This window comes from Pseudomonas sp. KB_12 (assembly GCF_052114545.1).
GTDB classification, from domain to species: Bacteria; Pseudomonadota; Gammaproteobacteria; order Pseudomonadales; family Pseudomonadaceae; genus Aquipseudomonas; species Aquipseudomonas brassicacearum.
Genome location: NZ_JBFREY010000001.1, coordinates 88872 through 104904, shown reverse-complemented (window position 1 = coordinate 104904; position 16033 = coordinate 88872). Strand labels below are relative to the sequence as shown.

Genomic DNA, 16033 nt, shown 5'->3' with positions numbered 1-16033 from the left:
CGGGCAGGCCGTCATTGGCGGATCGTCGCCCGGAGTTGGCTCGCTCCCCCTATCGAATCTATGCGGTGTTCATGACAACGGGAGCAGGCGGGCCAGCGAACGGTTTCAGGCCCGAGCCATTGTTACTGACTGACCAATGCGCCAGTCGTTCACGGCGAATGGGTAATGTCGCTAATTTCATCCGCCACCAGTGCGCCGATCTCGGCGGTCTCCAGGACCACATAGGCACTGCCGCAAAACAGCGAATTGAGGCGTCTCATGTCGGCGATCAGCTCCAGGTGCAGGGAACTGGTCTCCAGGCTTTGCACGACCTTGCGCTGCAGGCGGCTGACATGGGCATGGGCCATGCGCCGTTCCTGCGCCCGAAAGCGACGTTTCTCACGCAGCAACTGACGGGCGCTTTCCCGGTCGGCACTGAGAAATACCGACAGCCCCAGCCGCAGGTTGGCGATCAGGTGGCTGTGCAGCCCCGCCAGTTCCTCCAGGCCCACCTCGGAAAAGGAGCGACGTTGCGAGGTCTTCTGCTGCTGGACCTTGCGCAACATGCGCTCGATCAGGTCGCTGGCCAGTTTCAGGTTGATCGCCAGCTCGATGATTTCCGCCCAGCGGCGGCTGTCCTGTTCGCTGAGGTCCTCGCGGGGCATTTGCGCCATGTACAACTTGATTGCGCTGCACAACGCTTCGACGTCGTCACTCATGCGCCGCACGTCCTGGGTCACCGCCGTCTGAGTACCCCGCAGCACGTCCAGCATGGCTTCGAGCATGCTTTCGATCAGATCGCCGATGCGCAAGGTTTCCCGGGCCGCGTTCGCCAGCGCCAGGCTTGGGGTGACGAGGGCGGTAGGGTCCAGATGTCGCGGCTTGGCCGTGCCGTTGGTGTCTGGACGTTCCGGTAGCAACCAGGCACAGAGCCGCGCCATGGGGGCGACGCTGGGCAGCAGCACCAGGCAACGCACGGTGTTGTAGAGCAGATGGAACCCAATCACCGTTTCCTGGGGGCTGAAATCCAGGCTGTCGAGCCAGCCCACCAGCGGGTCGAGCACTGGAATGATCAACAACAGCCCGATCAGCTTGTACAGCAGGCTGCCCAGTGCCACCTGGCGCCCGGCGGTGTTCTGCATGCTGGTGCTGAGGAACGCCAGTATGCCGCTGCCGATGTTGGCGCCGATCACCAGGCCGATGGCCACCGGCAGGCTGATTACCGCGGCGCCGGCCAGCGTCGCGGTCAACAGCACGGCGGCCAGGCTGGAATAGGAGATCATCGCGAACAACGCGCCGACCAAGGCATCGAGCAGGATGTCGCCGGTCAGCGAGGCGAAGATCACTTTCACGCCCTGGGCGTGGGTGATGGGCGCCGCGGCTTCGACGATCAATTGCAGGGCCAGGATGATCAGGCCCAGGCCGATGCCGACCCGACCCATTTGCCCGACGCGGGTCTGTTTGCGCGAGAGGAAAAAAATCACCCCGAGGAAAATCAGCAGCGGCGACAGCCACGACAGGTCGAGGGTCAGCACCCGTGCCATCAGCGCGGTGCCGACGTCGGCGCCGAGCATGGTCGCCAGGGCCGGGGTCAGCGCCATCAGGCCCTGGCCGACGAACGAGGTGACGAGCATGGCCGTGGCGTTGCTGCTCTGGACCATGGCCGTGACCATGATGCCGGCGACAAACGCCAGCCAGCGCCGGGACATGTTCTGGCCGATGACATGGCGCAGGTTCGAGCCATAGACCCGCAAGATCCCGGTACGCACGATATGCGTGCCCCAGATCAGCAGGGCGACGGCGGAGAGCAAATTCAGCAGGGTCAGCATGAGGAGCCCCCTGTTAGCGTCCCAAAGGGACAAATTGGCGATGCCACATTCTTCTTTCTTGTACTTAAGCTGTAGTTGGCGAACGGTTCGGGCGCCAGCATTGCACAGCTAAAGAATCGTTTGAAACAAAACTGTCATAAAAATACATCCCTCGAAAACCACCAAACCCCCTGTGGGAGCGAGCTTGCTCGCGATGGCGGTAGGTCAGTCACATTAATGCTGTCTGATCCACCGCGTTCGCGAGCAAGCTCGCTCCCACAGGTTTTGCATCCGGCCACTTTTTCGCGGGCATGAAAAAGGGGCTCCAAGAGCCCCTTCATTCATTGCCCTGTACAGTTACTGACCAGGAACGTCCTTGCGCAGTTTCACCGGGTCCTGCTGCTTGCGCTTGCGTGCAATCGCAGTGCGCATCTTGATGTTGATGGCTTCCACCGCCAGGGAGAACGCCATGGCGAAGTAGACGTAGCCTTTTGGCACATGCACGTCGAACGACTCGGCGATCAGCACGGTACCGACCACCAGCAGGAACGACAGCGCCAGCATCTTCAGCGACGGGTGCTTGTCGATGAACTCACTGATAGTGGCCGAGGCCAGCATCATCACCAGCACGGCGACGATGATCGCTGCCACCATCACCGGTACATGGGAGACCATGCCGACGGCGGTAATGACCGAGTCCAGGGAGAACACGATGTCGATGATCGCGATCTGGACGATGGTGTAGATGAATTTGCCGCCCTTGCCCGAAGGTTCGTCGTTGGTTTCATCTTCGCCTTCCAGCGCGTGGTACATCTCCTGGGAGCTTTTCCACAGCAGGAACAGGCCACCGAAGAACAGGATCAGGTCACGACCGGAGATGCCCTGGCCGAACACTTCGAACAAATCGGCGGTCAGGCGCATGACCCAGGTGATGGACAGCAGCAACAGGATCCGCGTGACCATGGCCAGAGCCAGGCCGAAGATCCGGGTGCGCGCCTGCATGTGCTTGGGCATGCGGCTGACCAGGATCGAGATCATGATGATGTTGTCGATGCCCAGGACAATTTCCAGGGCGGTCAGGGTAAAGAAGGCAACCCAGATTTCCGGGTTGGTCAGCCATTCCATGTGAGTTCCTTTGAGCGAGTGTTAGGCCGCGCCGCCGATGGCGGCGCAGCGGGCATTGCTTTTATAGAGTGCTGAACAGCGGAAAGATCCCCATCAGCAAGGCGGCGAACATTATGCACAGGCAAACCAGTACTGCCCACTTCAGGGTGAAGCGCTGGTGATCACCGAATTCGATCCCGGCCAGGGCTACCAGCAGGTAGGTCGACGGAACCAGCGGGCTTAACAGGTGGACGGGCTGGCCGACGATGGAGGCACGGGCCATTTCAACGGCGGTGATGCCGTAATGGCTGGCTGCCTCGGCGAGAACCGGTAACACCCCGTAATAAAATGCATCGTTCGACATGAAGAACGTGAACGGCATGCTCACCAGCGCGGTAATCACTGCCAGGTACGGGCCGAGGAAGTCCGGGATCACTGCCAGCAGGCTCTTGGACATGGCGTCGACCATGCCGGTGCCGGACAGGATACCGGTAAAGATACCGGCTGCGAAAATCAGCCCGACCACCGCCAACACGCTGCCGGCGTGGGCCGCAACGCGGTCTTTCTGCTGTTGCAGGCAAGGGTAGTTGACGATCATCGCGATACTGAAGGCCACCATGAACAGCACCGGCAGCGGCAACAGGCCGGCGATCAGGGTGCCCATCAGGCCCAGGGTCAACGCGCCGTTGAACCAGATCAGCTTCGGACGACGGGCGTCCGGGAACTGGGAAACGCTGATTTCGCTGTGGTCGATTTCATCGCCGACCAGATGCAATTCACCCAGGCGTGCGCGCTCGCGCTTGCCGTACATGTAGGCAATCAGCAGGATCGCCACCACACCGGCGGCCATCGCCGGAATCATCGGCACGAAGATGTCGGACGGGTCCACGTGCAGGGCACTGGCGGCACGGGCCGTCGGGCCGCCCCACGGGGTCATGTTCATCACGCCGCCGGCGAGGATGATCAGGCCAGCCATGATGCGTGGGCTCATGCCGATGCGGCTGTAGAGCGGCAGCATCGCGGCCACGCAGATCATGTAAGTGGTCGCGCCGTCACCATCAAGGGAAACGACGAGCGCCAGAACGGCGGTACCGACCGAAACTTTCAACGGGTCGCCCTTGACCAGCTTGAGGATCTTGCGCACGGCCGGGTCGAACAGGCCGGAGTCGATCATCAGGGCAAAATACAGAATCGCGAACATCAGCATCACCCCGGTCGGGGCGAGCTTGGTGATGCCTTCGAGCATCATCGGGCCGATCTTCGGCGCAAAGCCGCCGAACAGGGCGAACAGGATCGGGATGATGATCAGGGCGATCAGCGCAGACAGGCGCTTGGTCATGATCAGGAACATGAACGTGATGACCATGGCGAAGCCAAGGAAAGTCAGCATAGGAAATACTCCAGGCGTGGCGCGGCGGGCAAAGGCGAACCGGACAGGTCAGCGCGAGATGCAGGGCACGGGACGGACGGATGGAGTGGGTGCAGCGGGACGGGTAGCAGCGGACATCAGAATCACCATTGTTGTTGTTAAAAGGGCCGAACGAGCCTTGAAAACTCGCTTTGGCCGACCGGTCTTTTGCCGGTAGTGGGGGTGATCCTAATCGCGCTAGCTTTCAGCAAGCTTTCGCCGGTGATATTGGTTGGTCCAGCTTTTGTGGCGAGGGAGCTTGCTCCCGCTCGGTTGCGCAGCGACCGCAAAATCCTGGGGCCGCTTCGCAGCCCAGCGGGACTCCCTCGCCACAAAAGCCGTCAGGTGCTTGCTTTGAATGCTGAAAGATTCAACGGCCGCACCGCGCCCATCCAGATCGCATGCTCGGTGTGGTCCGTCAGGTCATCGCCGGTCTCCGGGTGCAGGAAAATCACCAGGCCCTTGCGATTGAGCGCCAGCCACGGCAGGACCACGCCGATGTACTGTGGATCGAAGGCCAGCTGACAGCTCCAGTCCGGGTGCGGGCCGACTGGGCGTTGATGGACGCGGCCCATTTTCAGCGGAAACAGTTGCGCCGCTTCCTCACACAAGGCCCGCGCCTGGTCGAGGGTGCTGGCGTCGAAATACACGTGGACGTGGTAGCCCTTGATCCGCTGCATCTGTCACTCCTTGAAAAGAGGCCGAACCCTCGCCGTTTGCCGCGGGTCAGAGCCTTTACACGCGGGATAAAGAGGAAAGCAGCCATGAAAAACGCCGAAACCCCGGTCATCAAAGTGGTGCTCTATGGTGCCATGAGCAGCCTCGGCAGTGCGTTGATGGCTGAAATGCTGCGGCGCCAGCACGAAGTCATCGCCATTCTCGACGATCTTACTGCCCTGGCTCCACGCCCGGGCCTGCGGACCAAGACCGGTGATCTTTTCGATCCCGAGCGGGTCAAGCAAAGTGTTGCCGGTGCCAGCGCCGTGGTGTGTCTGCTCAACGCGCCGGGGTTGCCGATGAACAGCGAACAAGTGGAGCGCACACTGATTCCCGGCCCGGTGGAGCAAGTATTGGCCGTGGATGCACTGATCGCCGGCATGCAGGCGGTGAATATTCCCCGGCTGTTCCTGGTGGGCGACTTTGCGGTGCTCGATGAGGAGCCGACGGACGACGATTTGCAGTGCCATGCCGCCGAAGAAGTGCTCGATGCCCTGAAGAACAGCACCTTGCAGTGGACCTTGATCAATGCACCCTATGCCGCGCCTGGCCTGGGCATCGAACATTTCAGCCAGGTCAGCACCAGCCTCGAACCCGGCATGGCCGAATCCCTGGAGCGACTCAACCGGGTGGCGGTCGGCATCGCCGATGAGCTGCGCCTGAACCTGCACGTGGGCGAGCACGTCAGCTTTGTCGCCGCCAACTAGCTGTGGACATCCTGTGGCGAGGGAGCTTGCTCCCGCTGGGCCGGTCCGACGCTTCGGGCGAAGCAGCCCCAAAAAAACGGCCACATACTCAAACAGCAATCGACGGCAACGGCAGCCCCGTGAGCGATTCGGCACTGTTGGCCTGTTCTTCCATCAGCCAATCGACGAATTGCCTGATCAACACACCGCGGCGTTTACGCTGGGGCAAGACCACGTAATACCCCAGCCGCGACAGCACCGTTTCAGCGATCGGGCGACACAGCAGCCCTTGCGCCAATAAGTTATCCACAAGGTGCCGCCAGCCGATGGCGACGCCCTGGCCGCCAATCGCCGCCTGGATGAGCAGCGTGTAGTTGTCGAAGCGCAGTTGCCCGGGTGCTGGCGGCGAGGTGATGCCCAGCTCGCGGAATACGCCGCTCCAGTCGAACCAGCTGTTGCTGTTGCCTGCGCGCAGGTGCAGCAATGGAAACTCCGCCAAGGCCTGGGCGGACAAGGGCAGGGGACGTTCCTTGAGCAGCAGCGGGCTGCACACCGGAAAGACTTCTTCGCTGAACAGCCAGCGACTTTCGCCCTGTTTGAAGCGACCGTCGCCGAACAGCACAGCAACGTCGATATCAGTGCGCAGCATGTTGTGGTTGCGTTCGCTGGTCACCAGGCTGACGTCCACCTGCGGATTGGCGGCGTGGAAGCGATGCAAGCGCGGCATCAACCAATAGGCGGCGAAGGCGAAGTCCGTGGCGACTTGCAGCACCTCATGCTGATGCTGGGCAGTGATCGCACTCAGCCCGGCATCGATGCTTTGCAAGCCGGCCTGGACCTGCTCGAACAGGATCGTCCCGGCCTCGGTCAGTTCGATGCCGCGATAGATGCGGTCGAACAACCGCGTGCCCAGTTGCTCTTCCAGGCGCTTGATCTGCTGGCTGATGGCCGGTTGCGTGGTGCCCAGCTCAATCGCCGCCGCCGTAAAGCTTTGTTGGCGTGCTGCGGCTTCAAAGGCACGGAACAGTTCCAGGGACAGGTTACCCAGGGCGTCATACATAAGCGGTGCTTATCCTAGTCATTATCCTGCATGGGCTTTACCCCAAAACCCGGGGGCTACATGCTCAATCGCAGCAATATCGCATAACTGTCTACTATGGAATGCCGCGAATACATGAAGCGCAAGAACATTCTTTTCATCATGGCCGATCAAATGGCCGCGCCAATGTTGCCGATCTACGGTCCTTCGCCGATCAAGCTGCCGAACCTGTCGCGCCTCGCCTCTGAGGGCGTGGTGTTCGATGCCGCCTATTGCAACAGCCCGCTGTGCGCACCGTCGCGTTTCACCCTGGTGAGCGGCCAGTTGCCGAGCAAGATCGGTGCGTACGACAACGCGGCGGATTTCCCGGCGGACGTGCCGACCTACGCCCATTACCTGCGTCGCCTCGGCTACCGCACGGCGCTGTCCGGCAAGATGCACTTTTGCGGGCCGGACCAGCTGCACGGCTACGAGGAGCGCCTGACCAGCGACATCTACCCGGCCGATTACGGCTGGGCGGTGAACTGGGACGAGCCGGACGTGCGGCCGAGTTGGTACCACAACATGTCGTCGGTGTTGCAGGCCGGGCCCTGTGTGCGCACCAACCAGCTGGATTTCGATGAAGAAGTGGTATTCAAGGCCCAGCAGTACTTGTTCGACCACATTCGCGAGGACGGTGACCAGCCGTTTTGCCTCACCGTATCGATGACCCACCCACACGACCCGTACACGATTCCCAAGGCGTTCTGGGATTTGTATGACGACAGCGACATCCCTTTGCCGCAGACCCCGGCGCAAACGACGCTCGACCCCCATTCCCAGCGGCTGCTGAAGGTCTATGACCTGTGGGACAAGCCAATGCCTGTGGATAAGATTCGGGATGCCCGCCGCGCCTATTTCGGCGCGTGCAGCTACATTGACAGCAACGTCGGCAAGCTCCTGCAAACCCTGGAAGACACCGGTCTGCTGGACGATACGATCATCGTGTTCTCCGGCGATCACGGGGACATGCTCGGCGAAAAGGGCCTCTGGTACAAAATGCACTGGTTCGAAATGGCTGCCCGCGTCCCGTTGCTCATCAGCGCACCGGGGCAGTTCGCCAGCGGCCGGGTGGGCGCGGCCGTGTCCACCGCCGACTTGCTGCCGACCCTGGTCGAGCTGGCCGGCGGCACGTTGGAACCGGGCTTGCCGCTGGATGGCCGTTCGCTGGTGCCGCATCTGCAAGGGCAGGGCGGGCATGACGAAGTCTTCGGTGAATACATGGCCGAAGGCACCATCAGCCCCGTGATGATGATCCGTCGCGGCCAGTGGAAATTCATCTACAGCGAAGATGACCCGTGCCTGCTGTTCGACCTGCGCAACGATCCCAAGGAACTGGAAAATCTCAGCCAATCCCTGGAGCATCAGGCCCTGTTCGCCGATTTTCTCGCTGAAGCGCGTGCCAAGTGGGACATCCCGACCATTCATCAACAGGTGCTCGCCAGCCAGCGCCGCCGTCGTTTCGTCGCCCAGGCGCTGACCCTGGGCAAACTCAAGAGCTGGGATCACCAGCCGCTGGTGGACGCCAGCCAGCAGTACATGCGTAACCACATCGACCTCGACGATCTGGAACGCAAGGCCCGTTATCCACAACCCTGCCAAAACCAATAACGTAAGGGGCAAGCCATGCAAAAGTTATCCACAGTACTGACCGCTGGGCTGTTGGCGTTGAGCAGTGTTTCGGCCTGGGCCGAGCAAAGCTGCGAAACCGTGAAGATGGCCGACCCGGGTTGGAGCGATATCGCCGCCACCAATGCCATCACCGGGTTCCTGCTGGACGGGATGGGCTACAAGGCCAAGGTCGACACCCTCGCGGTGCCGATCACCTTCGGTGGCCTCAAGGATGGCCAGGTGGATGTGTTTTTGGGTAATTGGATGCCGGCGCAGCAGGGCTTTTATGACAAGTTCGTCGCCAATGGCGACGTCACGCAACTGGCCAAGAACCTCGACGGTACCGAGTTCACCCTGGCGGTCCCGGACTACGTCTGGGATGCCGGTGTGCATAACTTTGCCGACCTGAACAAATTCGCCGACAAGTTCGACAAGAAGATCTACGGCATCGGCTCCGGCGCTCCGGCCAACCTCTCCCTGAAAGAAATCATCAAGACCAATGACTTCGGCATGGGCGAGTGGAAACTGGTGGAATCCAGCGAGCAGGCGATGCTGGCGGAAGTCTCCCGGGCGGTGAAGAAACAGAAGTTTGTGACCTTCCTCGGCTGGACCCCGCACCCGATGAACGTGCAATTGAAAATGCACTACCTCAAGGGCGGCGAGAAATACTTCGGCGACACCGGCAGCGTCTACACCCTGACCCGCAAAGGTTATGCACAGGCCTGCCCGAACGTGGGCAAGCTGCTGACCAACCTGAGCTTCACCCAGGACATGGAAAACAGCATCATGTCTGAGGTGGTGAACAACAAGGTCAGCAACGCCGATGCGGCCAAGGCCTGGATCAAGGCCAACCCGGCGGTCCTGGATAAATGGCTGGACGGTGTGAAGACCCTCGATGGCAAGGATGCGCTGGCGGCGGTGAAGGCCAAGCTCTGACGGCGGAGCACTGTCGCAAGGGGATTTATGTGGGAGCAAGGCTTGCCCGCGATGAAGACGACTCGGTCTTTCAGAGACCGAGGTGCCTGTTTCGCGAGCAAGCTTTGCTCCCACATAAATCCCCTCGCCACAGGGAGAACGGTGCCTTGTCCTGATACCCTTGTTTGCAAACCCCATCCTTGAGGCCCCATGGCAATCCCCACGCGCCGTTCACTCTTGCCTTTCCTGAGCTGGCTGCCTCGGCAGACCCGCGCCAGTGTCGGCCGTGACCTGATCGTCGGCCTGAGCGGCGCGATTCTCGCGTTGCCGCAGTCCATTGCCTACGCCCTGATTGCCGGTCTGCCACCGGAATACGGCTTGTATGCGGCGATCGTGCCGGTGCTGATCGCCTGCCTGTGGGGTTCGTCGTGGCACCTGATCTGCGGGCCCACGGCGGCGATTTCCATCGTCTTGTACGCCACCGTCAGTCCGCTGGCCGTCCCCGCCAGCCAGGACTACATCACCTTGATCCTGCTGCTGACGGTGTTGGCGGGTATTTTCCAATGGTTGCTGGGGTTGCTGCGTTTCGGGGCGCTGGTGAATTTCGTCTCGCACTCGGTGGTGCTGGGTTTCACCCTGGGCGCGGCGGTGGTCATCGCCCTGGGGCAGTTGCCGAACCTGCTGGGCCTCGACCTGCCGAACGAAGCCACGGCGTTGAGGGGCCTGCTGATGCTGGTCGACCACATCGGGGCTGTGGATAAGCCGTCGCTGCTGTTGGGGTTGGGGACCCTGGTCCTGGGTGTGGTGCTCAAGCGCTTGCTGCCGCGCTGGCCGAGCCTGTTGATAACTTTAGTCATCAGCAGCCTGGTGGTCTGGTTGTGGCCGGCGATGTTCGCGCATGTGGCGCTGGTCAGTGCCTTTGCCGGACGCCTGCCGCCGCTCACGTTGTTGCCGTTGGACCTGGAGCTGATCCTGCGCCTGCTGCCCGGGGCCGTCGCGGTGGGCATGCTCGGGCTGGTCACCAGCCTGTCCATCGCCCGCTCGCTGTCGGTACGTTCCGGGCAATTGCTCGATGCGAACCAGGAGGTGAGGGCGCAGGGACTTTCCAACATCGTTGGCGGATTTTTCTCCGGATCATTGTCGGCCGGTTCCTTTACCCGTTCCGGCCTCAGCTATGAAGCCGGGGCCTGCTCGCCCCTGGCCGGGGTGTTCTCGGCCTTGTGGGTGGCGTTGTTTGCGGTCGCCGGGGCGAACCTCATCGCGCACATCCCGATTCCGGCCATGGCCGGCAGCATTCTGCTGATCGCCTGGGGGCTGGTGGACCATCGCGGTATCCGGGCGTTGTACCGCGTGAGCCGCGCCGAATTCGTGGTGATGGGCCTGACCTGCCTGGCCACGTTGCTGCTGGAGCTGCAAACCGCCATCTACGCCGGCGTACTGGCTTCGCTGTTCTTTTACCTCAAGCGCACTTCACAGCCGCGAGTGCAGCATTTTCGCGAAGGGGAGGCGGAAATCCTGCGGGTCGGCGGCTCGATCTTTTTCGGCGCCAGCCATTACCTGCAAGCACGTCTGCAACGGTTGCAGGCGCAGCGGGTGGTCATCGATGCCCAGCAGATCAACTTCATCGATTATTCCGGGGTGGAAATGCTCCACCAGGAAGCCCGGCGCCTGCGCAGCCAGGGCCGTAGCCTGACCTTGCGCATGGCCCGGCCGCAGGTGGTGGAGGAGTTGTTGAAGCTGGAGGGGGCGCAGAAGTGCCCGATTCATTTCGAAGACTGAATTGAATCAACCCCTGTAGGAGCTGCCGAAGGCTGCGATCTTTTGATTTTGATCTTTCGCTTGAGATTCAAGTGTCTGGGGAAAGATCGCAGCCTCGTTGCACTCGACAGCTCCTACACAGCTCCTACATAGGTCCTACAGCGCCAACTGGCGGCGCAGCTCGGCCAGCACCGGCGCGGTGTCCGGGCGTACCCCGCGCCACAGGTAGAACGCTTCGCCGGCCTGTTCGGCGAGCATGCCCAGGCCATCCATCGCCACCGCCGCGCCGTGTTCCTTGGCCCAACGGCAGAACGAGGTCGGTTCCTTGCCATACATCATGTCGTAGCAAACCGTCTTGCCGGGCTCGATCAGGCTGGCGGCAATCGGCGGTACATCCCCCGACAGGCTCGCGGAAGTGGCGTTGATGATCAGGTCCACCGGCTCTTGCAGCCAGTCGAACCCGCTGGCGGAGACCGGGCCCAGGTCGGCGAACAACTCGGCCAGCAATTCGGCCTTTTCCACCGTGCGATTGGCGATGATCACCGAGGCCGGCGCTTCGGCCAGCAGCGGTTCCAGGGCACCGCGCACCGCGCCGCCAGCCCCGAGCAACAGGATGCGCTTGCCCTTGAGGCTGAAGCCGGCATTGACGGTCAGGTCCCGGACCAGCCCGGCGCCGTCGGTGTTGTCACCCAGCAGACGACCGTCGGCCAGTTTGCTCAACGTATTGACCGCCCCGGCCCGCTGGGCCCGCTCGGTCAGGCTATCGGCCAGGCGGAAGGCGTCTTCCTTGAACGGCACCGTGACGTTCGCCCCACGTCCCTGGCGGAAAAATGCTCGGGCGCAACCTACGAAATCCTCCAAGGGCGCCAGCAGCGTGCTGTAGTCCAGGGTTTGCCCGGTCTGCTCGGCAAACAGGCGATGGATCAACGGCGACTTGCTGTGGCCGATCGGGTTACCCATTACAACGTAGTGGTCCATGGACAATCCTCGTTCAGGCCGTCGCCAGCCAATCGCGATCCTGCAGGAAGTACTCGGTCAGCCGCGCTTCTTCGCTGCCCGGCTCGGCTTTCCAGTCGTAGCCCCAGCGCACTTGCGGTGGCAGGGACATCAGGATCGACTCGGTACGTCCACCCGATTGCAGCCCGAACAGGGTGCCGCGGTCGTAGACCAGGTTGAATTCCACGTAGCGCCCACGGCGAAACTCCTGGAATTCCCGCTGTTTGGCGGTGAACGCGTCGTGCTTGCGGCGGCGCACGATCGGCAGGTAGGCATCGATGTAGGCGTCGCCGATGGCGCGGATGAAGGCGAAGCAGGTGTCGAAATCCCACGCGTTCAGGTCGTCGAAAAACAGGCCGCCGATGCCCCGGGGCTCGTTGCGATGCTTGAGGTGGAAATAGCTGTCGCACCAGGCTTTGTAGCGCGGGTACACCTCAGGGCCGAACGGCGCGCAGGCCTGCTCGGCGACACGGTGCCAATGGACGCAGTCTTCCTCGACGCCGTAGTAAGGCGTCAGGTCGAAGCCGCCGCCAAACCACCAGACCGGCTCTTCGCCTTCCTTTTCGGCGATGAAAAAGCGCACGTTGGCGTGGGAGGTCGGCACGTGCGGGTTGTACGGGTGGATCACCAGCGACACGCCCAAGGCTTCGAAGCCGCGTCCGGCCAGTTCTGGCCGATGGGCACTGGCCGAGGGTGGCAGGCCGCTGCCGAAGACGTGGGAAAAGTTGACGCCGCCCTTTTCGATCACCGTGCCGTTCTCGATCACCCGCGTGCGACCGCCGCCACCGGCCGGCCGGGTCCAGGCATCTTCGACGAAGCGCGTGCCGCCGTCTTCGGTTTCCAGGGCGGCGCAAATACGGTCTTGCAGGTCGAGCAGGTAGGCTTTCACGGCCTCGGTGCGAGTGGACATGACATCACCTTGATCAGGGCTACGCTACGCGGCGTATGGCGGGCCGGTGGCAAATGGGCGCACAGGATACCACCGCACTTGCCCACACCACAGTTGACGACGGTCAAGCTTAGGAGTCCGATAGCAGGCTTGGTAAAAGTCATGCGACAAGGAGAAAGTGAAGATGGCCAAACGTATCCAGTTCAGTTCCCACGGCGGTCCCGAAGTGCTTGAGTACGTCGATTACTCGCCTGCCGAGCCCGGCCCGCAGCAGGTGCGCGTCAGCAATAAGGCGATCGGTCTGAATTTCATCGACACCTACTACCGCAGCGGCCTTTATCCGCCACCGGCGTTGCCATCGGGCCTGGGCGCCGAGGGCGCGGGCGTGGTCGAGGCGATCGGCTCGCACGTCACGCGGTTCAAGGTCGGTGACCGGGTGGCGTACGGCAGCGGCCCGCTGGGGGCCTACAGCGATGTGCATGTCTTGCCTGAGGCCAACCTGGTGCATCTGCCCGAATCCATCAGTTTCGAACAGGCGGCGGGCGTGATGCTCAAGGGCCTGACCGTGCAGTATCTGCTGCGCCAGACCTATGAACTCAAGGGTGGCGAAACCATTCTGTTCCACGCCGCCGCTGGTGGTGTGGGTTCCCTGGCCTGCCAGTGGGCCAAGGCCTTGGGCGTGAAGCTGATCGGCACCGTCAGCTCGCCGGAAAAAGCCGCCATCGCCAAATCCCACGGTGCTTGGGAAACCATCGACTACAGCAAGGAAAACGTCGCACAGCGGGTGCTGGAACTGACTGACGGCAAAAAGGTGCCCGTGGTGTACGACGGGGTTGGCAAGGATACTTGGTTGACGTCGCTGGACAGCGTCGCCCCCCGTGGCCTGGTGGTGAGCTTCGGCAACGCCTCGGGTGCGGTGGACGGTGTGAACCTCGGGATTCTCTCGGCCAAGGGCTCGCTCTACGTCACCCGCCCGACCCTGGCGACTTACGCCAACAACGCCGAAAACCTGCAGCGCATGGCCGATGAACTGTTCGCAATGATCACCAGCGGCAAACTCACGGTGGACATCAACCAGCGTTACCCACTGGCGGAAGCGGCCAAGGCCCATACCGAGTTGTCGGCGCGGCGCACGACGGGGTCGACCGTTCTCCTGCCTTGAATTACAGGGTGTTTGTGATGGCCTCATCGCGGGCAAGCCATGCTCCCACAGGGTATGTTCTGTGGAAGTAGGCCATGTTCCCACAGGCCATGCTCTGTGGAGGTAGATCTCCCACAGGCTATGTTCTGTGAAAGTAGGCCTCACTCCCACAGGTTTTACTCTGTGGGAGCAAGGCTTGCCCGCGATGAACGATGACGCGGTATCAGTCCGGGCGCACGACCTTGCCAGTCGCCAGGTCGCGAATCACGCTGGGGTTCCTGCGTCCGCCCAGGTTGCCGCCCAGCACCAGGTCGATCTGTCCGCGGAAATACTGCTCGACGCGAATCCGCGTGCGCGCCGCCGGGCGTCCTTGGGGGTTGGCCGAGGTGGACACCAGCGGCCCCACCAGCGAGCACAAGTCGCGCACGGTGGGATGATCGCTGACCCGCAGCGCGACGGTGTCGTGCACCCCGGTGATCCATTCCGGCAGCAGGTTCTGGTGCGGCACCAGCCAGGTATTGGGCCCCGGCCAGGTGCTGGCCATGCGGTCCATCCAGGTTTCGGGGAAGTCTTCGAACAGAAAGTCGAACTGGTGGATATTGTCAGCCACCAGGATCAGGCCTTTGTCGGGCAGCCGTGACTTGATCGCCAGCAGGCGTTCCACCGCCTCTTCGTTCCATGGGTCACAACCCAGGCCCCAGACCGCTTCGGTTGGATAGGCAATCACCGCCCCGGCGCGAATTTCTCGCGCGGCTTGTTGCACACGCCAACTGTTGACCATGAAAGATTCTCCCGCAACGCAAATAAGGCTGTGGGCAGTTTACCGATCTTCCCCATAAAACCTAGCGCGCAAACCAGCGTCCGTTGTCACAGGTGGCGCGGCCTTCCATCTCCAGTTCGGTCAACGCCGCCAGCACTTTGGGCAAGCCCCAGCCACTGGCGTCGGCCAGCGCCTCACTGCTCAGCGGCGCGGCATGCAGCAGGCGCAACAGCGGATGGGTCACGGGCACGGGCTCCGAGGCCGGCGGCAACCGCTGCCAACCGCGCAGCGCTTCGAGGATGTGCTCGACGGTTTCCACCAGCGCCGCCCCGTCGCGGATCAACTGATGGCAGCCCCGGGCCCCGGGGTGATGAATCGATCCAGGAATGGCATACACCTCGCGGCCCTGTTCCGCCGCCAGTCGCGCGGTGATCAGCGAACCGCTGGCGACACTGGCCTCCACCACCAGCACACCGAGGGACAAGCCGCTGATGATCCGGTTGCGCCGCGGAAAGTTGCTGGCGTGGGGCGGTGCGTCCAGCGGGAACTCCGACAACACCGCGCTGCCCTGGGCAATCATCGCGTCCGCCAGCCGACGATTGCGCTGTGGATAAAAATTTTCCAGGCCGGTGCCCAACACGCCGACGGTGCGCCCGCCAACATCCAATGCCGCCTGATGGGCTGCCGCATCGATGCCCAGGGCCAGGCCGCTGGTGATGACAAAACCGGCCCCGGCCAAGCTTCGGGAAAACGCCGCCGCAGTGTCCATGCCCGGCCGCGATGCCCGCCGACTGCCGACCATCGCCAGCTGGGGTTTTTCCAGGATCGAAGTGTCGCCAGCGACGAACAGCAGCGGCGGCGCGTCGCTGATCTGCGCCAACAGCGCCGGGTAGTCGGGTTGGTCCCACATCAGTAAATGCTGGCCCGCAGGCTCCAGCCAGGCCAGTGCGTGGGCAGCACCGTCACGCACATCCGGGTTGCGCCGCGCCTCGGCACAGGCCAGCGGCAAGCCCAGCGCGCGCCAGGCGCTGGCCGGTGCACTGATGGCCTTGGAGGCCGAGCCGAAGGCCTCCATCAGCGTCATGAAACGTTTGGGTCCCAGCTCCGGCAAGCGGTGAAGGCGTAGCCGGGCCTCCAGTTCCGCAGGGGAAACCGGCGCAGATTCAGGCAGTGGCATGTGATC

14 protein-coding genes are annotated in these 16033 nt (G+C 62.4%); 5 read left to right on the top strand and 9 right to left on the bottom strand.

What is annotated here, in order from left to right; translation table 11 throughout:
• Window positions 1-149: 149 nt before the first annotated feature.
• The 4 genes from AB4Z20_RS00515 to AB4Z20_RS00500 all read right to left on the bottom strand — a co-directional run bounded on the left by AB4Z20_RS00515 (window position 150) and on the right by AB4Z20_RS00500 (window position 4979).
• The gene (locus AB4Z20_RS00515) at window positions 150-1808 is read right to left on the bottom strand and encodes a Na/Pi cotransporter family protein (protein ID WP_442089123.1); all 1659 of its coding nucleotides are present in this window, start codon (window positions 1806-1808) and stop codon (window positions 150-152) included.
• A gap of 336 nt (window positions 1809-2144) precedes the next feature.
• On the bottom strand, window positions 2145-2912 hold the full coding sequence (locus tag AB4Z20_RS00510) for a TerC family protein (protein ID WP_253470635.1): 768 nt from the start codon (window positions 2910-2912) through the stop codon (window positions 2145-2147).
• Between the two features lie 61 nt (window positions 2913-2973).
• Window positions 2974-4281, bottom strand: a complete 1308-nt coding sequence (locus tag AB4Z20_RS00505) for a CitMHS family transporter (RefSeq protein WP_003196275.1) — start codon at window positions 4279-4281, stop codon at window positions 2974-2976.
• A 359-nt stretch (window positions 4282-4640) separates the two neighbouring features.
• Window positions 4641-4979, bottom strand: coding sequence for a DOPA 4,5-dioxygenase family protein (locus AB4Z20_RS00500; RefSeq protein WP_320389690.1), 339 nt, complete (start codon window positions 4977-4979; stop codon window positions 4641-4643).
• A gap of 84 nt (window positions 4980-5063) precedes the next feature.
• Between AB4Z20_RS00500 and AB4Z20_RS00495 the strand changes: the two genes are divergently transcribed.
• Window positions 5064-5723 (top strand): NAD(P)-dependent oxidoreductase, encoded by a 660-nt coding sequence (locus AB4Z20_RS00495; protein WP_442089122.1) that lies wholly within the window; start codon window positions 5064-5066, stop codon window positions 5721-5723.
• Between the two features lie 88 nt (window positions 5724-5811).
• On the opposite strand, the gene AB4Z20_RS00490 is transcribed toward AB4Z20_RS00495, so the two are convergent.
• Window positions 5812-6762 carry a choline sulfate utilization transcriptional regulator gene (locus tag AB4Z20_RS00490; RefSeq protein WP_014335842.1) on the bottom strand — a complete coding sequence of 317 codons (951 nt, stop codon included), beginning with the start codon at window positions 6760-6762 and terminating at the stop codon, window positions 5812-5814.
• A gap of 114 nt (window positions 6763-6876) precedes the next feature.
• Here AB4Z20_RS00490 and betC point away from each other — a divergent pair, with 114 nt between their 5' ends.
• From betC to AB4Z20_RS00475, 3 genes are all read left to right on the top strand, one after another.
• Window positions 6877-8391, top strand: coding sequence for a choline-sulfatase (gene betC, locus AB4Z20_RS00485; RefSeq protein ID WP_442089121.1), 1515 nt, complete (start codon window positions 6877-6879; stop codon window positions 8389-8391).
• 15 nt (window positions 8392-8406) lie between these two features.
• Window positions 8407-9327 carry a choline ABC transporter substrate-binding protein gene (gene choX / locus AB4Z20_RS00480; RefSeq protein WP_018602678.1) on the top strand — a complete coding sequence of 307 codons (921 nt, stop codon included), beginning with the start codon at window positions 8407-8409 and terminating at the stop codon, window positions 9325-9327.
• A gap of 189 nt (window positions 9328-9516) precedes the next feature.
• Complete coding sequence (locus AB4Z20_RS00475; RefSeq protein WP_018602676.1) at window positions 9517-11085, top strand: SulP family inorganic anion transporter; 1569 nt, start codon at window positions 9517-9519, stop codon at window positions 11083-11085.
• Window positions 11086-11220: 135 nt separating this feature from the next.
• On the opposite strand, the gene aroE is transcribed toward AB4Z20_RS00475, so the two are convergent.
• Together aroE and hemF are read right to left on the bottom strand one after the other, a co-directional pair.
• Complete coding sequence (gene aroE, locus AB4Z20_RS00470) at window positions 11221-12042, bottom strand: shikimate dehydrogenase (RefSeq protein ID WP_442089120.1); 822 nt, start codon at window positions 12040-12042, stop codon at window positions 11221-11223.
• Window positions 12043-12055: 13 nt separating this feature from the next.
• Window positions 12056-12970: an oxygen-dependent coproporphyrinogen oxidase gene (gene hemF / locus AB4Z20_RS00465; RefSeq protein ID WP_442089119.1), complete on the bottom strand. Its 915-nt coding sequence runs from the start codon at window positions 12968-12970 to the stop codon at window positions 12056-12058.
• Window positions 12971-13133: 163 nt separating this feature from the next.
• On the opposite strand from hemF, the gene AB4Z20_RS00460 reads away from it, so the two are divergent.
• Complete coding sequence (locus tag AB4Z20_RS00460; protein WP_320389694.1) at window positions 13134-14111, top strand: NADPH:quinone reductase; 978 nt, start codon at window positions 13134-13136, stop codon at window positions 14109-14111.
• A gap of 202 nt (window positions 14112-14313) precedes the next feature.
• Here the strand turns inward: AB4Z20_RS00460 and AB4Z20_RS00455 are convergent, their stop codons facing one another.
• Window positions 14314-14871, bottom strand: a complete 558-nt coding sequence (locus tag AB4Z20_RS00455) for an L-threonylcarbamoyladenylate synthase (RefSeq protein ID WP_018603585.1) — start codon at window positions 14869-14871, stop codon at window positions 14314-14316.
• Between the two features lie 61 nt (window positions 14872-14932).
• Complete coding sequence (gene dprA / locus AB4Z20_RS00450) at window positions 14933-16027, bottom strand: DNA-processing protein DprA (protein ID WP_442089118.1); 1095 nt, start codon at window positions 16025-16027, stop codon at window positions 14933-14935.
• Window positions 16028-16033: the final 6 nt, after the last annotated feature.